At 61.0% G+C, this 19,759-nt stretch carries 17 protein-coding genes and 1 pseudogene; 1 reads left to right on the top strand and 17 read right to left on the bottom strand.

The window, feature by feature from the left end:
* Nucleotides 1-16: 16 nt before the first annotated feature.
* The 15 genes from AT395_RS11280 to ndk form a co-directional block, all read right to left on the bottom strand.
* Complete coding sequence (locus AT395_RS11280; protein ID WP_042115556.1) at nt 17-1,357, bottom strand: adenylosuccinate synthase; 1,341 nt, start codon at nt 1,355-1,357, stop codon at nt 17-19.
* Nucleotides 1,358-1,431: 74 nt separating this feature from the next.
* Nucleotides 1,432-2,592, bottom strand: a complete 1,161-nt coding sequence (locus tag AT395_RS11275; protein ID WP_042115555.1) for an ATP phosphoribosyltransferase regulatory subunit — start codon at nt 2,590-2,592, stop codon at nt 1,432-1,434.
* A 38-nt stretch (nt 2,593-2,630) separates the two neighbouring features.
* Nucleotides 2,631-2,786: a DUF2065 domain-containing protein gene (locus AT395_RS11270; protein WP_042118245.1), complete on the bottom strand. Its 156-nt coding sequence runs from the start codon at nt 2,784-2,786 to the stop codon at nt 2,631-2,633.
* Nucleotides 2,787-2,893: 107 nt separating this feature from the next.
* Entirely contained in the window at nt 2,894-3,793 is a 900-nt protein-coding gene (gene hflC / locus AT395_RS11265; protein ID WP_042115554.1) for a protease modulator HflC, read from the bottom strand.
* 12 nt (nt 3,794-3,805) lie between these two features.
* Nucleotides 3,806-5,167, bottom strand: coding sequence for an FtsH protease activity modulator HflK (gene hflK / locus AT395_RS11260; RefSeq protein WP_042115553.1), 1,362 nt, complete (start codon nt 5,165-5,167; stop codon nt 3,806-3,808).
* Between the two features lie 221 nt (nt 5,168-5,388).
* Entirely contained in the window at nt 5,389-6,552 is a 1,164-nt protein-coding gene (gene hflX / locus AT395_RS11255) for a GTPase HflX (protein ID WP_376738388.1), read from the bottom strand.
* A gap of 105 nt (nt 6,553-6,657) precedes the next feature.
* Complete coding sequence (gene hfq, locus AT395_RS11250) at nt 6,658-6,894, bottom strand: RNA chaperone Hfq (RefSeq protein ID WP_010807283.1); 237 nt, start codon at nt 6,892-6,894, stop codon at nt 6,658-6,660.
* A 126-nt stretch (nt 6,895-7,020) separates the two neighbouring features.
* Complete coding sequence (der, locus tag AT395_RS11245) at nt 7,021-8,358, bottom strand: ribosome biogenesis GTPase Der (RefSeq protein ID WP_042115551.1); 1,338 nt, start codon at nt 8,356-8,358, stop codon at nt 7,021-7,023.
* Between the two features lie 78 nt (nt 8,359-8,436).
* Nucleotides 8,437-9,612 carry an outer membrane protein assembly factor BamB gene (gene bamB, locus AT395_RS11240; RefSeq protein WP_052765736.1) on the bottom strand — a complete coding sequence of 392 codons (1,176 nt, stop codon included), beginning with the start codon at nt 9,610-9,612 and terminating at the stop codon, nt 8,437-8,439.
* Between the two features lie 104 nt (nt 9,613-9,716).
* Entirely contained in the window at nt 9,717-10,346 is a 630-nt protein-coding gene (locus AT395_RS11235; protein WP_042115550.1) for a YfgM family protein, read from the bottom strand.
* A gap of 32 nt (nt 10,347-10,378) precedes the next feature.
* The gene (gene hisS / locus AT395_RS11230; RefSeq protein WP_048629259.1) at nt 10,379-11,755 is read right to left on the bottom strand and encodes a histidine--tRNA ligase; all 1,377 of its coding nucleotides are present in this window, start codon (nt 11,753-11,755) and stop codon (nt 10,379-10,381) included.
* Between the two features lie 23 nt (nt 11,756-11,778).
* Nucleotides 11,779-13,059: a flavodoxin-dependent (E)-4-hydroxy-3-methylbut-2-enyl-diphosphate synthase gene (gene ispG, locus AT395_RS11225; RefSeq protein WP_042115548.1), complete on the bottom strand. Its 1,281-nt coding sequence runs from the start codon at nt 13,057-13,059 to the stop codon at nt 11,779-11,781.
* Nucleotides 13,060-13,077: 18 nt separating this feature from the next.
* Entirely contained in the window at nt 13,078-14,148 is a 1,071-nt protein-coding gene (locus tag AT395_RS11220) for a helix-turn-helix domain-containing protein (protein WP_048629258.1), read from the bottom strand.
* 261 nt (nt 14,149-14,409) lie between these two features.
* The gene (gene rlmN / locus AT395_RS11215; RefSeq protein WP_048629257.1) at nt 14,410-15,531 is read right to left on the bottom strand and encodes a dual-specificity RNA methyltransferase RlmN; all 1,122 of its coding nucleotides are present in this window, start codon (nt 15,529-15,531) and stop codon (nt 14,410-14,412) included.
* A gap of 59 nt (nt 15,532-15,590) precedes the next feature.
* Nucleotides 15,591-16,016: a nucleoside-diphosphate kinase gene (gene ndk, locus AT395_RS11210; RefSeq protein ID WP_042115545.1), complete on the bottom strand. Its 426-nt coding sequence runs from the start codon at nt 16,014-16,016 to the stop codon at nt 15,591-15,593.
* Nucleotides 16,017-16,423: 407 nt separating this feature from the next.
* Between ndk and AT395_RS11205 the strand changes: the two genes are divergently transcribed.
* On the top strand, nt 16,424-17,125 hold the full coding sequence (locus AT395_RS11205) for a Bax inhibitor-1/YccA family protein (protein WP_010807292.1): 702 nt from the start codon (nt 16,424-16,426) through the stop codon (nt 17,123-17,125).
* Between the two features lie 346 nt (nt 17,126-17,471).
* Here the strand turns inward: AT395_RS11205 and rlmD are convergent.
* Both rlmD and AT395_RS11195 read right to left on the bottom strand, forming a co-directional pair.
* Nucleotides 17,472-18,869, bottom strand: a pseudogene (gene rlmD / locus AT395_RS11200) (23S rRNA (uracil(1939)-C(5))-methyltransferase RlmD); the annotation flags it as partial.
* Between the two features lie 110 nt (nt 18,870-18,979).
* On the bottom strand, nt 18,980-19,756 hold the full coding sequence (locus AT395_RS11195) for a 3'-5' exonuclease (protein WP_042115543.1): 777 nt from the start codon (nt 19,754-19,756) through the stop codon (nt 18,980-18,982).
* Nucleotides 19,757-19,759: the final 3 nt, after the last annotated feature.

The following is a 19,759-nucleotide window of genomic DNA, read 5'->3' as shown; positions in this document are numbered from 1 at the left end:
CAGTCCTACTGGTATTTCAGTTCTTGAAGGGATGACGCAAAAGAATGGTTTCGTCTCGGTCCGGCCCCGTCGACACCATATCGATCGGGATACCGCTCACCTCTTCAATACGCTTCAGGTAGTTTTGCGCCTGAACCGGCAGTTGATCCCACGACGTGACGCCAACCGTGCTCTGTGTCCAACCGGGGAAATCCTCGTACACTGGCTCGCAACGAGCTACGTCCACGGCACCGCGCGGCAGAATGTCGATCGTCTGGCCATCAATCTTGTAGCCCACGCACAGACGTACGGTCTCGAGACCGTCCAGCACGTCGAGCTTCGTCATGCACAGACCGGTCACACCGTTGATCTGGATCGAACGCTTGAGTGCAGCGGCGTCCATCCACCCCGTGCGGCGCGGACGCCCCGTCACCGAACCGAATTCCTTGCCGACCGTTGCCAGTTGCAGACCAATGGCTTCCTGACGTGCGGGGTTGTCCGCATCGTACAGCTCGCTTGGGAACGGCCCCGCGCCAACGCGCGTGCAGTAAGCCTTGGTGATGCCCAACACGTAGTGCAGTTGCTGCGGACCGACGCCAGCGCCCGCCGACGCGGCACCCGCCACACAGTTGCTGCTGGTCACGAACGGATACGTACCATGGTCGATATCGAGCAGCGTGCCTTGCGCGCCTTCAAACAGCAACTTCTGACCTTCGCGGTTAGCCGCGTAGAGCATCTGCGATACGTCCGCGATCATCGGCTTCAGGCGCGCCGCGTAGCTCAGCATCGTGTCCAGCGTTTCCTGGAAATCAACGGCCTTCCCGCCCAGATACTGCGTCAGGACAAAGTTGTGATAGTCGAGGTTCTCACGCAGACGCGCAGCGAACGCTTCCGGATCGAACAGATCCTGCACGCGCAACGCACGACGGCCGACCTTGTCTTCATAGGCCGGGCCGATGCCGCGACCGGTCGTGCCGATCTTGCCGGCACCGCGACGCGCTTCGCGCGCCTGGTCGATAGCAACGTGGTACGGGAGGATCAGAGTACAGGCCTCGGAAATGCGCAGACGGCCACAAACGTTCAGACCGGCGCTTTCCAGCTCTTCGATTTCCTTGAACAGCGCTTCGGGCGAGAGCACCACGCCGTTGCCGATGTAGCAGACGACGTCCTTGTGCATGATGCCCGACGGGATCAGGCGCAGAATCGTCTTCTTGCCACCAATGATGAGCGTATGTCCGGCATTGTGGCCCCCTTGAAAACGCACCACGCCTTGCGCATGATCGGTCAGCCAGTCGACGACCTTACCCTTGCCCTCGTCGCCCCACTGGGTTCCGATAACGACGACGTTGCGTCCCTGATTCAATGCATTGCCGGACATAACAATAGTTGGTTTGGTTAAAAACGTATTCTACCCGTGTTGACGGGCGCTAGTGCCGCTTTTTTCAGCGAAGTTCACCGGGGTGTCACAACCCACTGACCGTCTTTCTCGACAAGGACACGATCTCCCGTGAACTCCTCGAAATCCTGGTCGTGGCCCGGCAGCATGCGGATGACGACCTCGCCCGCGTCGCGGAGGCTGTCGATTTTGGCACGCAATCCAGGGACATCATCCGCGGGCGCCAAAATCGCATTACTACGCGCTTCTACCGGCGAAATTGCCGCCAACTCACGCAAATCGAGCGAAAAACCGGTTGCAGGGCGATCTCGGCCAAACGCCTGCCCCACCTTGTCGTAACGGCCGCCACGGGCAATGGCATTGGGAATGCCATCGACATATGCCGCGAACATCACGCCACTGTGATACTGATAGCCACGCAGATCGGCCAAGTCGATGGACAGCACCGCCGGACCATCCTTGCTCTGCGACGCCGCCAAATAGGCCAGATCGTCCAGCGCGGCCTTTACCCCGGGCAGATCGGGCAGCACCTCGCGGGCACGGGCCAGCGTCTCGGAAGGTTCACCATACAACGTGGTCAACGCCAGCAACGCATCGCGCAGATGCGTCGGCAGATCGCGGGTCAACGCTTCGAGCTGCGGTACGTCCTTGGTCGCGAGCGCCCCGAACAACTGACTTTCGATGGCCTCGGCGGCCGGCACACGCTCGATCAGCGATTCAAGAACACCCGCGTGGCACAGATCGATACGAATCTGCTTCAACCCCGCGAGTTGCAGGCAGTAAAGCAGTAGCTCCTGGATTTCGAGATCGGCTTCCAGCCCGCTATGCCCGAAGATTTCGGCGCCGATCTGGAACGGCTCGCGCGTCGCCAGGAGGTTACGCGGACGAGTGAACAACACGCTCCCCGCGTAACACAAACGCGTCACCCCCTTGCGATTGAGCAAATGGGCGTCGATTCGTGCGATCTGCGGGGTAATGTCGGCGCGCAGGCCCATCGTGCGGCCCGAGAGCTGATCAACGAGCTTGAACGTGCGCAAATCGAGGTCGTGGCCGGTGCCGGTCAGCAGCGACTCGACATACTCGAGCATCGGTGGCATCACGAGTTCGTACCCGTAGGTGCGGAAACGATCGAGCATGAGCCGACGCAGATCTTCGATCTTGCGCGCCTCGGACGGCAGCACGTCGGCGATATTTTCGGGAAGTAGCCAGTTCGGCATGGGTATTTCGGTATTCAGACGGCGCAGGGAAGCGCCTTTTAGTAGTCGGCCAGCAGCATCAGGATCAGCCCTAGCGAGACGGCGGCCAGACCGAAGAAGCGAATCTGGCCGGACGGCATTTCCGTTATTTTACGAAAACTCTGCCGCCACCGGTCCGGGGCGACGAACGGAAACAATCCCTCGACGATCAGCATGAGGGCCAAAGCGAGAATTATCGTGCTGCTGGTCACAGGGGGCTCGGCCAAAACGCCACCGCCCGCGTTTGACGCGGGCGGTGGCAGCTACTCGGATGTCAAAGACGCTATTTTCCCGCTTTTCCGGCCGGCGCGCCAGCACCACCGGATCCGCGCATAAATCGGAAGAAATCGCTGTTCGGGTCGGCAATGATGACGTCCGCCTTGTCACGGAACGTCGCCTTGTACGCTTCGAGGCTTTGATAGAACTGAGCGAACTGCGGGTCACGGCCAAATGCCTGTGCATAAATGCCCGCCGCAGTGGCATCGCCCTCGCCCTTGACCTGCTGCGCCTTGGCATAGGCTTCGGCCACGACGACATCACGCTGGCGGTCAGCGTCGGCTCGAATCTGCTCAGCCTCGGCAGCACCGGTCGAGCGCAGTTCGTTCGCTACGCGCTTACGCTCGGCAGCCATACGGCTATATACCGAATCGCTAATGCCAGCGGCCAGATCCACGCGACGCATCCGCACGTCGACAATCTCGATGCCGACCTGCGCCGCGTCTTCGCCGACCTTCTGCTTGACCCACTGCATCACCTGCTCGCGCTGCGACGACACCACTTCCGTCACCGTGCGCTTGGTGAACGCCTCCTGAAGCGCCGAGCGAATCTGCTGCGTCAGACGATCCTGAGCCAGACGGCTCTCCCCCTTGAAGCTCACGTAGAACTTACGCGGGTCGACGATGCGCCACTTCACATACGAATCGACGATCAGGTTCTTCTTCTCAGCCGTGATAAAGCGCTCCGGCTCGGGGTTATCGATGGTCATGATGCGCTTGTCCAGATACAACACCGTCTGGAGCGGCGGCGGCAACTTGAATTTCAACCCAGGCTGGCTATACACGTCGCGAATCTCGCCCAGCGAGAACACCACGGCAAAACGGCGCTGATCCACCACGAACATGGTCGAGGCAAGCACGATCAACAAAACGATCAGCGCAACAATTACAGTTCCAATACGGTTCATGCGCTTATCCCCTTAGCGTGAATCGCGGTCGCGGTTGCGCAATGCCGCGCGCGATCGATCATGGTCGGCATCCGTGCTGTCATCTGCAGCAGACGATCCTGTGGCCGCGTTCGCTGCCGCACCGGAGGCCGGCGCCGGCAACGACGCGTCGCCACTGCGTGTACGCTCCATGATCTTGTCCAACGGCAGGTACAACAGACTGTTGTTCTTCGAATCCACCATGATCTTCGTGGTACGCGAGTAGATCTGCTGCATTGTGTCGAGGTACATCCGTTCGCGGATGACACCCGGCGCCTTGGCATAGGCTTCCTGCACCAATTTGAAGCGATCGGCGTCGCCCTGCGCCTGCGATACAACGCGCGCCTTGTAGCCGGCAGCCTCTTCCGTCAGACGCGACGCCGTACCCTTGGCACGCGGAATCACGTTATTGGCATAAGCCTGCGCTTCATTCTTCGCGCGCTCCAGATCCTGACCGGCCTTCACGGCGTCGTCGAACGCGGCCTGCACCTGCTCAGGCGGCTGCACGCTTTGCATGGTCACACTGGTGACCAGAATGCCGGTCTTGTAGTCGTCCAGAATGCGCTGGATCGAGGTGACCAGTTCATTGGCGATTTCTTCACGGCCGGCGTAGAGCACGAAATCCATCTTGCTCTTGCCGACGATCTCGCGAACCGCAGTTTGCGCGGCCAGATTCACCGACGATTCGGCATCCACGTTATTGAACAGGAACTCGGTGGCATCCTTGATGCGGTACTGCACGGCAAAACGCACGTCGATAATATTCTCATCGCCCGTGAGCATCGACGAGTCCTTCAGATCGGTATCGCGAATCGTATTCGAGCGGCCGATTTCGACCGAACGGATCTGCGACATGTTCACGATCTCAACGGACTGGAACGGGTACGGCAAACGCCATTGGATACCCGAAGTCGTCGTGTACTTGTATTTGCCGAATTGCGTAACGACACCGACCTGGCCTTCCTGGACGATGAAGATGCCCGTGGCCAGCCAGATCAGAAACGCCAGCGCAATGACAACGCCAACGCCAATGCTTGATCCGCGCGAGCCGCCGGAAAAATTACTCGAGCCGCCATTGTTATTACCGCCTCCGCCGCCCTTGCGGCCGAAGATACGGTTAAGACGCCGATTGAAATCGCGCCACAGCTCGTCGAGATCGGGCGGCCCCTCCTGCTGCGGGCCTTGCGGGCCGCGCTGCGGCTCCTTCTGATCTTGCGGATTCGGATTGTTCGCGCGGTCGGGGCGGTTCGGTTCCTGATTGCCGGACGGCGTATCGCCGCCGCCGTCCCGCCCCCAGCGCGGGTCGTTCAGGGAGAAAATCAAGCCAACTCGTCGCATCAAAGCTCTTGGAAGCATAGGTAGAAGCGTGGTGACTGAAGCGGTCTTGGCGTTGCGACCGGCGCGCCTCACTTCGGAGCGCGCATGCTGCCGGATCGCGCGTAGTTCCCGAATCTCTGGTGTGCCGATCGGCGGCCTTGCCCGGCCTCCGTCTGGTCTCTTGCCAGTTCGTCACCCGCGTTGAGCTGCGCTGCCGGTATTCCCCGTGGCAGCCACCCTTCGCGGCGTGACGTCTCGTGTTATCTGTCTTCTGCGCGCGGCACATCGCCCCAACGGTCGATGAGCCGGACATCGGGCGCTTCGATCTGCGATTGTAACCCAGCAGTGCCGGCCACAACCGCCTCGCTAATGGCCTCACGCAGCAGGTCGAGGCCCTGGCCGGTACGCGCGCTCAAAAAGACCCGCGCAACGCGCCCGGCTTCATCCCGCTCGATTCTCGGCCCTTGTGCGGCCAGTTCCGGCACCGCGTCGATCTTGTTCCAGACGATAATCTGCGGGATGTCGGCCGCATCGATTTCCGCCAAAACGGCGTTGACCTCGGCCATCTGCTCCTGACGCACCTGACTCGAGGCATCCACCACATGCAGCAGCATGTCGGCGTGTACCGTCTCCTCAAGCGTCGCCCGGAATGCCGCAACCAACTGGTGCGGCAGCTCGCGGATGAATCCGACAGTATCAGACAGCACGATGTTCCCGACATCGCCAAGATAAACGCGGCGGGACGTGGTATCGAGCGTGGCAAAGAGCTGATCTGCGGCGTAGGCATTCGCCTTCGTCACCGCGTTGAACAGCGTGGATTTGCCCGCATTTGTATAGCCCACCAGAGAAATCGACACGGTACCGCTGCGCTGACGCGCGCGACGTTGCGTGTCGTGCTGGCGCTGAAGTTTCTGGAGGCGGCCTTCCAGCGACTTCACACGATCGCCAAGCAGACGGCGGTCGGTTTCCAACTGCGTTTCACCCGGTCCACGCAAGCCGATACCGCCCTTCTGACGTTCCAAGTGAGTCCAGGCGCGCACCAGGCGCGTGGACAGGTACCGCAGTTGTGCGAGTTCAACCTGCAGCTTGCCCTCATGACTCTTCGCGCGTTGGGCAAAGATATCGAGGATCAGGCTGGTACGGTCGACCACACGACGCTGCAACAGGTGTTCGAGGTTACGCTGCTGACCGGGTGTCAGCGCATGATTGAAAATCACCAGTTCGACGTCGTACTCTTCGATGGCGAGACGCAGTTCTTCGGCTTTACCACTGCCGATGAAGAGCTTTGCATCAGGACTGTGACGGCGACCGGTAATGGTCACGACAGGCGTGGCGCCTGCGGATTGCGTCAGAAGGTCGAGTTCCTGGAGGCTGGCTTCGAAATCGAGTTTACCGAAATCGATGCCGACGAGCGCGGCGTTGATCGTCAAGCTACGCTGGGGATGGGTATTGGGGCTGTTGGACAAGTGCGGGCGATGGGGAAGAGAAATTCGCCCGGCCGGAGAGACACCCGGTCGGGCGAGCCTGAATCAGGACTGCTCGGCTTCCGGATGGAAATTCACCGGACGCGCAGGTACGACCGTCGAAATGGCATGCTTATAGACCATTTGGGTGACCGTGTTGCGCAGCAGGACGACATACTGGTCAAACGACTCGATGTTTCCCTGCAGCTTGATACCGTTGACCAGATAGATCGAGACGGGAACATGCTCCTTACGCAAGGCGTTCAGAAACGGGTCTTGTAAAAGTTGCCCTTTGTTGCTCATAAGTTACTCCATTGTATTTTTAGCAAATGACCGTAAGCCAGGGCATGTGCGCGCTTCCCACCCTGACTTCCACACTATAGCTGATTTTGCTAGCGTCGCCAGCAAAACCCCGCCCTGGACTGGCTTTCACTCGCCCTTGGCGTAAGGGTTCGCGCTGTTCCGGAACTCTATGCGTAATGGAGTGCCCTTCAACTTAAAAGTTTCGCGGAAACGGTTCTCGAGGTAACGGCGATATGTATCGGTTACACCATCGAGACTATTCCCGTGAATGACGATGATCGGCGGGTTCGAGCCCCCTTGGTGTGCGTAGCGCAGCTTCGGACGGGAGAACCCCGAACGGCGCGGTTGCTGGTGCTCCACCGCCTCGATGAGGGCCTTCGTGAGCTTCGGCGTCGGCAATTTGCTCATGGCCGCCGCATACGCCTCGTCCACCGAACGCATCAACGGGCCAATGCCTGTCGCCTTCGCGGCCGAAACAAAGTGAAAGTTCGCAAAGGAGAGGAACTTGAGCTTTCGCTCCAATTCCTGCTTGGTCTGCTCACGGGTGTACTCGTCCAGTCCATCCCACTTGTTCACGCCAACGACCAGTGCACGCCCCGATTCGACGATGAAACCAGCGATATGTGCGTCTTGATCCGAGATGTCCTGACGCGCATCGAGCATGAGGATCACGACGTTCGCGTCGGCGATCGATTGCAGCGTTTTCACCACCGAAAACTTCTCGACGGCCTCGAATACCTTGCCGCGACGGCGCAAACCAGCCGTGTCGATCAACGTATAGTTGCGCCCCTGACGCTCGAACTCGATATGGATCGAATCGCGCGTGGTACCCGGCATGTCGAAAGCAATCACGCGCTCTTCACCGAGGAGCGTGTTGACCAACGTCGATTTCCCAACGTTCGGACGCCCCACGATGGCGATCTTCACCCGTCCGTCGTTCTGCTTGTCGTCGTCGTTCTCGTCTTCGTTCGCATAGAACGGTGCGATGGCTTCGTCGATGACTTCCTTTACACCATCGCCGTGCGCGGCCGAGATCGCGAGCGGGTCGCCCAGACCGAGTTCGTAGAATTCGTTCGCGACCGACGAATACTTCATGCCCTCGGCCTTATTGACCACGAGCATGATCTTGCGCCCCGTCTTGCGCAGATAGTCGGCAATGATCTGGTCGTGCGGCGTGAGACCCTGGCGCCCGTCCACGATATAGATCACTACGTCGGCCTCGACCACGGCCTGGCGCGTCTGCTTGGCCATTTCGTGGAAGATGCCTTCCTTGGCAACGGGTTCGAAGCCACCGGTATCGATCAGCAAGTACGGATGCTCGCCAACGCGCCCCTCGCCATAGTGACGGTCGCGCGTGAGCCCGGGCATGTCGGCGACGAGCGCGTCGCGCGAGCGGGTCAAACGGTTGAATAGCGTCGATTTGCCGACGTTGGGGCGCCCTACGAGCGCGATCACGGGTTTCATGAATAAGCCCTAAAAACGAAGACGGCCGGCGCGCTGCCGGCCGTTCCCGGAAAATGCCCGGGTGCTGCCGGTAACCGGTTATTCCGGACGGAAGCCGTAGATGTTGCCGTCGCGCGTTTGCACAACCAATGTCTGGCCGGCAAGGATCGGTTGCGCACTGATCGCACCGCTCAGCTTGACACGAGCCAGAAGCTCACCGTTGTCACGCGACAGGAAATGCAGATAGCCCTGCTTGTCGCCCACTACCACCACGCGGCCGAGCGCCAACGGCGCCGACAGGTCGCGGTACTTGAGCTTGTCGTTCTGCCACAGTGTACTGCCATCGGCAGCGTTGAATGCGTACACAGCGCCGTCGGTATTCACCGCCGCCACCACACGCTCATCCTGCGTCACGCCGTTCGGCGACGAGAAATCGCGAGCCCACAGGCCATTGCCGGTCTGCACATCGGCACACCCCACACGGCCCTGGAACGTCGCACCGCACACCTGACGCCCGAACACGACCGGCGAGCCGGTCACGTCGTTCACACGCTCCACTTCCGTCACACCCTTCGGGAACGACAGCGGCGTGATCCACAGCGGGTTGCCGGTATTCGCATCGAGCGCCACCAGCTTGCCGCCCGGGAAACCCGTCACCACAGCACGGTCGCCAACGAACGTCATCCCCGTGCCGGTACGCAGCGTGAGCGTCGACGTCGGTTGCGAGTACGACCAACGCACCGCCCCGGTGCCCGAATCGAACGCCGTCACGCGATTGTTGATCGCGCGCACGACAACGATCCCACGGCCCACCAGCGGTGCCGTCAGCACTTCGCTTCCGGCGTTGGCCTTCCACGCTTCTTTGCCGTCGTGATCGAACGCGATCACGTCACCCTTGTGGGTCGCAACGACAGTCGTCTCGCCATCGCTGCCCGGGCCGGCGGTAATGTTCGTATCCGCCTTGGCCGACCATGTCGAGGCCCCCGTGTCCGCGTCCACGCGCACGATGCTGCCGTTGGCGCCTGCGGCGAACACGGCATTGCCCACCGCGACCGGTGCAAAGCTGTAAGCGCCGGCCTTGCCAACGCTTGCCGTCCAGATCTGCTTGACGGTCAGCGCCTGCTTGATCTCCGTGAGCGGCGTCGGCTCGTGCGCCGGCTTGCTGCCGAAAATTCCGCATCCCCCCAGCGTACCCAGCACCGCCAGCGTCAGCACAACACTGCCTGCGCGCTTGAAAATGCCACGGCGTGTCGACGCCGGCACGGACTGTGACATGGCCATCGTTTGCGGCATCGATCGACGGAAGTCGTTAAGGATCATCATGTACCCGGTTATGCGTTATGGAAGGGTAATACTTGCCAACGGAGTGCCGACGCGCGTCAGGCCCCCAGCGCGTCGAGCTTGAACTGAACGAACTGACGCATGCCCGAATCCTGCTTGTCGAGCTTTTCGAGCGCCAGCTTGTACGCGGTACGCGCATCGGCCACCTTGCTCTGCGCGACCAGCACGTCGCCACGACGGTCGGCGAACAGGCCGGCATACGACGCAGGCGGATTGTCGAGCAGCTTAAGCGCTTCGTCATACGCCTTCTCGTCGAGCAGCACGCCGGCCAGACGCAGTTTGGCCAGTTGCTTGTACTCGTCGTCCTTCGCGTTCGACACCGCCCACTGCAACTGCGCCTTCGAACCCGCGGCATCCCCCGCGTCCGCGAGCGACTTGGCGGCAAGCAGCGCCGTCATCTGCGCGTACGGCGTGCCGCTGAACTTGCTTTCCATGTCCGACGCGATACGGGCAACCTTTGCCTTGTCCTTCGCGTCGATGGCATTCTCAAGCTCGCCGTACAGCACGCCCGCCTCGACCGTCTGCTTGCGATCGTAATAGCGCCAAAGGTTCCAGCCACCATAGGCCAGCATGATGACGACCAGCGTCCAGATAACGTAATTGCCGTACTGCTTCCACCAGGCCTTTACGTTCTCGATCTGTTCCTGTTCCTCGTGATAGCTGCTCATTCGCCGGTGCTCTCCGTGTCTGGCGTCTTCGATTAATGAAGGGTTTCGTTACCCGCGCCGACATCGGCCAGGCTTTCGTTCACGCTTTCGTCGGCACTGGCGACGATTGCGTCGATCAGATGCTCTGCGAGGCCGTCAAACGCCACGCTGGTCTGGTTGTTCGCCTGGTCGGCGGCACGCAGATGCTTGACCACGGCAGTGCCCGAAGCCACTTCGTTTTCGCCGATGATCACGGCGAAGTTCGCACCACTTGCGTCTGCGCGCTTCATTTGCGACTTGAAGCTGCTGCCCTTGCCGTCCGGGCTGCAATGGAACACGACGTTCAGCCCGGCGTCGCGCATGCGCTCGGCCGCAACCAGCGCAGGAGCAACAGCTGCTTCGCCCTGGTGCACGACATAGACGTCGGCGCCTTCGGCCTGCGGCACGAGGTCGTCTTCGCGCAGCAATTCGAGAATGCGCTCAACGCCCATGGCCCAACCGCATGCCGGCGTGGCGTCACCTCCAAGTTGCTCGACGAGCGGATCGTACCGGCCGCCACCGGCGACCGTACCTTGCGCACCCAGCTTGTCGGTCACCCATTCGAACACGGTCAGATTGTAGTAATCGAGCCCGCGCACCAGACGCGGATTGATCGTGAACGGAATGTTGTTCGCTTTGAGCAGCGACTGCACGCCTTCGAAATGCCTGATCGAATCCTCTCCGAGGTAGTCGATGAGCTTCGGCGCCCCTTCGACCATCTCCTGCATCGCCGGGTTCTTCGTATCGAGTACGCGCAGCGGGTTCGTATAGAGACGGCGCTTGCCGTCTTCATCGAGCAGGTCAACGTGCTTCTCGAGATAGGCGATGAGATCGGCACGATGGCGTGCACGCTCTTCGCCCTGCCCCAGCGAGTTCAATTGCAGATGAATGCCCGTCAGCCCGAGATCGTCCCACAGGCGCTGGCACATCAGGATGATTTCCACATCCGCATCCGGACCGGCAAGGCCCAGCGCTTCAACGCCCACCTGGTGGAATTGGCGATAGCGGCCGCGCTGCGGTTTCTCGTGGCGGAACATCGGACCGAAGTACCACAGGCGCTTCGGCCCGCTGTACAGCAGGTTGTGCTCGAGCGTTGCGCGAACGGCGGCCGCGGTCCCCTCGGGGCGCATCGTCAGTTGCTCGCCGTTCAGAGCATCGGTGAAGCTGTACATCTCCTTCTCGACGATGTCGGTCACTTCGCCGATACCGCGCGTGAACAATTGCGTATGTTCGAGAATCGGCGTACGGATCTGCTGATAACCGTACGCACGCAACATAGCGCGCACCGATTCCTCGAAGAACTCCCACAGGGCTTCCTCCTGCGGAAGAATGTCGTTCATGCCTTTGACCCCGGCCAGTTTGGCGGGGCGCTTCTTCTTTGCGTCAGTCATATTCTCTTGTGTGTCCTGCCTGCTTACGCGGCAACCGCCCCTTCGGCCTGACCGTAACGCGTCTTCACGTACTCGTCGACGATCTGCTGGAACTCTTCGGCGATATGATCGCCGCGCAGCGTACGCACCTTTTCACCATCGACGAAGACCGGCGCCGCCGGCGATTCGCCCGAACCCGGCAAGCTGATGCCGATATTCGCGTGCTTCGATTCCCCCGGGCCATTCACGATGCAACCCATCACCGCGACGTTCATGTTTTCGACGCCCGGATATTGAGCCTTCCATACCGGCATTTGTTCACGCAGATATGTCTGAATACTCGAGGCAAGCTCCTGAAACACGGTACTCGTGGTACGGCCGCAACCCGGGCAGGCGATGACCATCGGCGCAAATGCGCGCAGGCCCATCGTTTGCAGGATTTCCTGCGCCACCACAACTTCGGCCGTACGCGCGCCACCCGGTTCCGGCGTCAGCGAAATACGGATCGTGTCGCCAATGCCTTCTTGCAACAGCACCGACAGCGCGGCCGTCGATGCCACAATGCCCTTCGACCCCATGCCGGCTTCGGTCAGCCCCAGATGCAACGCGTAGTCGCAACGTTTGGCCAACTCGCGATAGACGGCGATCAAATCCTGCACCGCGCTCACCTTGCAGGAAAGCAGGATCTTGTCGGCCGGCAGCCCAACGCGCTGGGCCAGTTCAGCCGATTCCAGCGCCGACGTGATGAGCGCTTCGTACATCACGCTCTGCGCGTCCCACGGCGTGGCACGGGCGGCATTCTCGTCCATGATGCGTGCGAGCAGCGACTGATCCAGGCTGCCCCAGTTCACGCCGATACGAACCGGCTTGTCGTACTTGACCGCCATTTCGATCATTTGCGCGAACTGCGTATCGCGCTTTGCACCTTGCCCGACGTTACCCGGGTTGATGCGGTACTTCGACAGTGCTTCGGCGCAATCCGGATAGTCCGCAAGCAGCTTATGGCCGTTGTAGTGAAAGTCGCCAACGAGCGGCACCATCACGCCCATGCGATCGAGTTGATCGCGGATCGCCGGCACGGCGGCGGCCGCTTCCGGCGTATTCACGGTGATACGGACCAGCTCGGAACCGGCTTGCGCCAGTTCCTTGACCTGAATGGCCGTACCGATGACGTCTTCCGTATCGGTATTGGTCATCGATTGCACGCGAATCGGCGAGTCGCCACCGACCGTCACGAGCTGGCCGCCCCAGCGAATCGCGACCTTACGCGACTGACGGCGGGGTGCCGGACCGCCGATGATCGGCATGCATTCTACAGAAGCCATGATTACCCTCTTTCGGTCTTACTGGAGCGTCAGACGCGCCACGTTGCCCGCATTGCGGGACTTGATCTCGACCGGTTGACCGTTGAATTCCAGCGACTCGACGCCCGCGACGTTACCCACAACGATCTTGAGCGGCGCATCGCCCGTAATTTCCTGTTCGGCACCTGCGCGCATCAACTGGGAGAACAGCACTTTGCCGTCCTTCGAACGCACTTCGACCCAGCTATCCGACTTCAGACGCAACGCAATCTTGCCATTACCCGGCACGCCCACGCTGGACGCCTTGGCGTCGGCCGGCTTCGGCGACGGCGCGACGACCGGCGCAGCGGCCGCGCTGGCGCCCGCCAGCCCGGCGACCACATGGGTCGGATCGGCGGCAGCAATGAGCCCCGCGCCCGCGGCAGCAGTACTGGCTGACGCGCTATTGACCGTACCTTCCGTATTGCCGTTGTTCACGGCATTGGCACCATCGGCCCCCGGCGGCGTGCCATTGACGTCGGCCACGACCGGCTGACTCGCCGGCTCGGCAGCGTCTGTCGCGCCCTGTGCCGACGTAGCGCTGGCCAGTTCTGCCGGTTCGATCGAACCACGACTCGGCTTGTGGGCATTGCCGAAGTACCAGGCGGCACCAGCGATCACAACGAGCGCGGCCAGTGCCCAAGGCCACTTGGCTTGCGACGCAGCGACCGGCGAGCGGAAGCGCACCGGGCTCTTCGGAATACTCGGCTGCCCCGTCTGGGGTTGCGGAATGTCGATGGGAGCGGCGCGGCCAAAACGGCGCAGCGGCTCGATCATCGGTTCCGGATCGGCGCCGAGCATGCGCGCATAGCTGCGCACGACACCCTGAATAAACGGCATTTCCGGCAAGGCATTCCACTCGCCGGCTTCAAGACGCTTGAGCTTTAGCACCGAGACTTTCAGGCGCGCCGACACATCTTCGATCGACATGCCGCGCTTCTCGCGCAATGCAGCCAGTTGCGCACCCACCTGCGCCCCAAGCTCAGCCCATCCGGCGGTCGCGCTCTGCGGCAATGCCTGGCCCTCGGCCCCGGCTTGCCCGCCTGCATCCGCCTGATTCTGGTTATCCATCGATACGCCCCCGTTCGTAAGCAGCCACCCGCAGCGGCTGAGGATATGCTGGCGACAGTTTCACTGCCTCACCCCCCGTGCGCGCGGCGTGAAGATCTGCTCGGCGCATCGAACGGTTCAGCGAAGAACTGACGGAATCGCGCGAGGCACGAAACGCGCCTCGCGCAAGGAATGCTGTAGTGCGAGACTGATCCGACGAGCGGCACGGCGCGTGCGGGGCCGACGGCCCTCGCCACGGTCCTCGCCCGCCCATGCGCAACCTCATACGGTACGCACCTCGACCGCGATTTTCCCGAATTTGCCGCGCTGCGCAAGCCGCGTGCGATCTTGCACCTCGCCGGCCAGCTGACCACAGGCGGCATCGATGTCGTCGCCACGCGTCTTGCGAACGGTCGTCACGAGCCCCGCGTCGAGCAGAATTTGCGCAAATCGCTTGATCTGCGGATCTTTCGAGCGCAACAGGCCGGATTCGGGAAACGGATTGAACGGGATCAGATTGAATTTGCACGGCACGTCGCGGGTCAGTGCGACAAGCTCGCGCGCATGCGCCTCGGTGTCGTTCACACCGTCGAGCATGCAGTACTCGAACGTGATGAAATCGCGCGGCGCCACTTCAAGGTAACGCTCGCACGCGCCCATCAGTTCGCGTAACGGATACTTCTTATTAAGCGGCACGAGCACATCGCGCAGGGCGTCGTTCGGCGCATGTAGCGAGACGGCCAGCGCCACAGGCAACTCCTGCCCCAGGCGGTCCATCATTGGCACAACACCGGAGGTCGACAGCGTGACACGACGACGCGACAGCCCGTAGGCGTTATCGTCGAGCATCAGGCGCATGGCACCCACGACATTCTCGAAGTTGAGCAACGGCTCGCCCATGCCCATCATCACCACGTTGGTGATGACACGCTCGTTCTTGCCCTCACGCCCAAGGTCGCGACGCAATGCGAATTCGGCCATCCACAATTGACCGATGATTTCGCCCAGCGACAAATTGCGCGAGAAACCCTGCTTACCGGTCGAACAGAACCGGCAGTTGACGGCGCAGCCCGCCTGCGATGAAACGCAAAGCGTGCCACGCGTCTCCTCGGGAATGTAGACGGTCTCGACGGCATTGCCGTTGCCCACGTCCAGCAGCCACTTGCGCGTGCCATCGGTCGACACATGGTCGGTGATGGCCGCCGGCGCAGCGATGGTCGCACGCGTGTGCAACTTCTCGCGCAGCGACTTGGCGAGATCGGTCATGCCGTCGAAATCGGCAGCACCCATCTGGTGAATCCAGCGCTGGAGCTGGCGCGCACGGAACGGCTTCTCACCGAGCGTGCCGCAATAGGCGGCCAGACCGTCCGGATCGTAATCAAGCAGATTCGTAAGGTTGGTCATGGCCTTGGTCCGTCAACATCCCTTCGGTATCTTCCTGCGATTGAGCGGCTAAACGCGTATTAACGCGAGTAGACGTTCAGACCGGCGAAGAAGAACGACACTTCGGCAGCAGCCGTTTCGGCGGCGTCCGAACCATGCACGGCGTTTGCGTCGATGCTGTCGGCGAAATCGGCGCGGATCGTGCCCTTCTCAGCCTTCTTCGGATCGGTGGCGCCCATCAGTTCGCGGTTCTTCGCGATGGCGTTTTCGCCTTCGAGCACTTGAATCATGACCGGACCCGAGATCATGAAATCGACCAGATCCTTGAAGAACGGGCGTTCCTTGTGCACGCTGTAGAACTGCTCGGCTTCAGCACGCGACAGATGCACCAGCTTGGCAGCGGCGATCTTCAGGCCTGCGCCTTCGAAACGGCTATAAATCTGGCCGATCACGTTCTTGGCAACGGCATCGGGCTTGATAATCGACAAAGTGCGTTCGACTGCCATGAAAAACTCCAAAAAATTAAGCAGTTATATAACCAACATGAACCCGTAATTGTAGCACGAAGGCTGTTATGATGGGGATGGAACCTACAGTGCGCGTACCGCTCAAACGCAGGACGGCCGGGACGATCCGGCTTTTCGGGAAGTTGACGAAAGGGTGTGATTCCGGCACCTTACCTAAATGGGAAGGTCGGGAGACGTCTCAGCGCATTGAAATTCGGGCATTTGCCCCGAGATTTCGAGAATCGTCTGAACGTTTTCCCGGGAGTCTTTCGGTATCCTTTGACTTCGACGACAAGCCAGACCAACGGCTGCGGGGATTTACCGGCAACGAGCGCCGGTCATCGTAAGCGTCAAGAGGCGCTTGCCGGCCCCGCCGGCGGGCACAACGACCACGGAGAACACAATATATGAACCAGGATTTCCAACGTTTCGGCTACGGCGGGACGCAAGGCGCCACGACCGTACAAGTGCGCAACAAGGTACTGCGCAATACGTACTGGCTGCTCGCCCTGTCGATGCTGCCGACGATTGCCGGGGCTTGGCTGGGCGTGAATTACGGCTTCTCGCTGTTTGCCGGCAGCCCGATGGTGAGTGTGATCGCTTTCCTCGCCATTGCTTTCGGCTTCATGTTTGCCATCGAGCGCTTCAAGAATAGCGGCGTGGGTGTGGCGCTGTTGCTGGGCTTCACGTTCTTCATGGGCCTGATGCTGACGCGCCTGCTGAGCTTCGTGCTGGGGTTCTCGAACGGCGCATCGCTCATCATGTTGGCGTTCGGCGGAACCGCCGTGATTTTTGGCGTGATGGCAACCGTCGCCACGGTCAGCAAGCGTGACTTCAGCGGACTAGGCAAATGGCTGTTCATGGGCGTGCTCGTGATCCTGTTGGCCTCGGTTGCCAATATCTGGCTGCAACTGCCGGCGCTGATGTTGACGGTCTCGGTGCTTGCCATTGCTATCTTCTCCGCATATATCCTGTTCGACGTGCAGCGTGTCGTGAACGGCGGCGAGACGAACTATGTCACGGCAACGCTCGCGATTTACCTTGACCTGTACAACATCTTCACCAACCTGCTCGCCATCCTCGGCGTGCTGGGCGGCAACCGCAACTAACGCGTCTGCCTAGGCGACGCGGGCATCCGCTTCCGCCATCAGACATAAAAAAAGCCAGTCCCTCGGGACTGGCTTTTTCTTTACGCGGCGCTTGGTCGAATGGTCTCGTCTCCACCCCACCACAGGGCATCCAACTTGACGCCCCAGCCAACCGCCCCCCTAACACACTTAGTCTGCGAAGTCGGCGGCCGGACACCTATCACACGAGCGGTCAAACGCCTTCGTGAATCACGCCGTCGCCATCCACGGCCCCGGCAACCGCCTCAACGCCTTCGTCCACCTCATTCTCATCGGTGTCACCAGATTCAGAGACTCGCACGCGCGGCACCCAGGGCTGGCCGATGCTCTCATGTTCGAATACCGCCATCGACTCGACATGTGACGTGTGCGGGAACATGTTCACCACCCCCGCGAGCGTCAGGCGATATCCCGCCTCGTGCACGAGCAATCCGGCATCTCGGGCGAGCGTTGCGGGGCTGCAAGAAACGTAGACGATACGTTTGGGCAGACCTTCATACCCCTGCTGCGCCAATTCCGCCAGCGCCTTCGACACCGCCAATGCACCCTCGCGCGGCGGATCGATCAGGTAACGATCGAAAGCGCCCAGGGCACGAATGTCGTCCGGCGTGATATCGAACAGATTCCGGCAAGCGAATTCAGTGCGGTCCGCCACACCATTGCGCTGCGCATTGGCGAGCGCGCGCTCGGTCAGCGTTGTGCTGCCTTCGATACCCATGACCGTCCCTGCACGACGCGCCAGCGGCAACGTGAAGTTACCCAGACCACAGAAGAGATCCAGCACGCGCTCATGCGCCTCCGGCGCCAGCAATCGCAGCGCCCGATGCACGAGCACCCGGTTGATCTGATGATTGACCTGAGTGAAGTCCGTCGGCTTGAACGGCATCCGAATCTGGTATTCCGGGAGCGTGTAATGCAACTCCGGCGCAAGCGGATAGAACGGCACAGCCGTGTCCGGCCCCTTCGTTTGCAGCCAGAATTGCACATGATTCGCGTCAGCGAATGCGCGCAGGATATCTTCGTCCGCCGGCGTGAGGGGCTCGAGAATACGCAGCACGAGCGCAGTCACGTCTGCGCCGATGGCCAACTCGATTTGGGGCAGACGCTCGCGAATCGACAGCGACTCAACCAGTCGCCGCAGCGGCACCAGCATGTCCGACACATGGCGCGGCAGCACTTCGCAAGAATCCATATCGGCCACGTAGCTGCTCTTGCGCTCGTGGAAACCAATGAGAACACCGCCCTTCTTGGGCACGTAGCGCACCGTCAGACGTGCGCGGAATCGGTATCCCCAGTCCGGCCCCTGAATCGGGCGAAGCATGGCTTCGGCCTTCACTTTGCCAAGACGCGCCAAATTGTCTTCCAGCACGCGTTGCTTGATCGCGATTTGCGCGCGCGGCTCAAGATGCTGCATCGAGCACCCGCCACATTTGCCGAAATGCGGGCATTGCGGCTTGGCACGCATCGGGCTCGCGCGCAGTACGTTGACGGCTTCGGCCTGTTCGAACTTGGGCTTACGCCGATAGCTGAGATACGTGACGCGCTCGCCTGGCAGCGCACCTTCGACGAAAATCACCTTACCGGGCTTGTACTCCGGGCTACCTGGCTCGCCCTCGGGCGCGGTGCGGCCAACGCCGCGCGCCTCCATGTCGAGCGATTCGATATCGATGATGCCGGGCTCGGCGCCGGGCCGATTACGCGAGGAGTTTCGGGAGGAGCGGGTCACGTCTTTGTTCTCATATGCGACAGCAAACCCGGCATTTTAATCGATTCGCCCGCCCCTGATGCAGCAACCGGTACGGGCGGCGCCGCCTCATTTGTCGCAAATGGACAAAATCACCGCCAGGCGGCGAGGTACTCCTTCCAGTGTGGCGCCGCTTCCTGCTCGAGCGAGCGCTTCACGAATTCGATTTCCTGATCGTATTCCGCCTGACGCAAACCGCCCCGCATCAATTGGTAGCGGCAGTAGACGAGATAGGTATTCACGACGTCCGTTTCGCAATAGTTGCGAATCTCTTCGAGCTTGCCGTCGCGATAAGCTTCCCAGACCTTGCTGCCATCCATGCCGAGCTTGCCGGGAAACCCGCACAGCTTCGCCAGATCGTCGAGTGGCGCATTCGCGCGCGCCTGATACATCGCCAGCAAATCCATCAAATCCAGATGGCGCTGATGATAGCGGCTGATGTAGTTATTCCACTTGAACTCGCGATCGTCCTCGCCCATGTCCCAATAGCGCGGCGCGGCAATACCGTGAATCATCGCGCGGTAATGCAACACCGGCAGATCGAATCCGCCGCCATTCCATGACACGATCTGCGGCGCGTACTTTTCGATGGTGCGATAGAAACCGGAAACGAGCGATCCCTCTCCATCGTCGAGGGTGCCGAGCGATTTCACTCGAAAACCGTCGCGATCGCGGAACACACAGGAGATCGCAGCGACGCGATGCAGGTGCAACGGCAGGAAGTCGTGCCCCACCTTTTCCCGACGGGCCGCAAAGGCGGCTTCGGCAACGGCATCGTCAGAGAGTCCGGCATAGGCGGGTTCCAGCTTGCGCAGGCCGTCAACGTCGGGAATCGTTTCAATGTCGAAGACAAGTACGGGAGATGGCATGAT

This window comes from Pandoraea apista (genome assembly GCF_001465595.2).
Lineage (GTDB): Bacteria > Pseudomonadota > Gammaproteobacteria > Burkholderiales > Burkholderiaceae > Pandoraea > Pandoraea apista.
Note: the sequence above shows the minus strand (reverse complement) of the source record. Positions and strands in the feature narration are given on the sequence as shown.

What these genes read in the sequence shown, in the direction of transcription:
- AT395_RS11270 (WP_042118245.1), bottom strand. Translation starts at nt 2,786, where the DNA reads ATGCTGATCGTCGAGGGATTGTTTCCGTTCGTCGCCCCGGACCGGTGG.
- der (WP_042115551.1), bottom strand. Translation starts at nt 8,358, where the DNA reads ATGAAACCCGTGATCGCGCTCGTAGGGCGCCCCAACGTCGGCAAATCG.
- ispG (WP_042115548.1), bottom strand. Translation starts at nt 13,059, where the DNA reads ATGGCTTCTGTAGAATGCATGCCGATCATCGGCGGTCCGGCACCCCGC.
- AT395_RS11220 (WP_048629258.1), bottom strand. Translation starts at nt 14,148, where the DNA reads ATGGATAACCAGAATCAGGCGGATGCAGGCGGGCAAGCCGGGGCCGAG.
- hflC (WP_042115554.1), bottom strand. Translation starts at nt 3,793, where the DNA reads ATGAACCGTATTGGAACTGTAATTGTTGCGCTGATCGTTTTGTTGATC.
- AT395_RS11195 (WP_042115543.1), bottom strand. Translation starts at nt 19,756, where the DNA reads ATGCCATCTCCCGTACTTGTCTTCGACATTGAAACGATTCCCGACGTT.
- hflK (WP_042115553.1), bottom strand. Translation starts at nt 5,167, where the DNA reads ATGCTTCCAAGAGCTTTGATGCGACGAGTTGGCTTGATTTTCTCCCTG.
- AT395_RS11235 (WP_042115550.1), bottom strand. Translation starts at nt 10,346, where the DNA reads ATGAGCAGCTATCACGAGGAACAGGAACAGATCGAGAACGTAAAGGCC.
- bamB (WP_052765736.1), bottom strand. Translation starts at nt 9,612, where the DNA reads ATGTCACAGTCCGTGCCGGCGTCGACACGCCGTGGCATTTTCAAGCGC.
- hfq (WP_010807283.1), bottom strand. Translation starts at nt 6,894, where the DNA reads ATGAGCAACAAAGGGCAACTTTTACAAGACCCGTTTCTGAACGCCTTG.
- AT395_RS11275 (WP_042115555.1), bottom strand. Translation starts at nt 2,592, where the DNA reads ATGCCGAACTGGCTACTTCCCGAAAATATCGCCGACGTGCTGCCGTCC.
- AT395_RS11280 (WP_042115556.1), bottom strand. Translation starts at nt 1,357, where the DNA reads ATGTCCGGCAATGCATTGAATCAGGGACGCAACGTCGTCGTTATCGGA.
- ndk (WP_042115545.1), bottom strand. Translation starts at nt 16,016, where the DNA reads ATGGCAGTCGAACGCACTTTGTCGATTATCAAGCCCGATGCCGTTGCC.
- rlmN (WP_048629257.1), bottom strand. Translation starts at nt 15,531, where the DNA reads ATGACCAACCTTACGAATCTGCTTGATTACGATCCGGACGGTCTGGCC.
- AT395_RS11205 (WP_010807292.1), top strand. Translation starts at nt 16,424, where the DNA reads ATGAACCAGGATTTCCAACGTTTCGGCTACGGCGGGACGCAAGGCGCC.
- hisS (WP_048629259.1), bottom strand. Translation starts at nt 11,755, where the DNA reads ATGACTGACGCAAAGAAGAAGCGCCCCGCCAAACTGGCCGGGGTCAAA.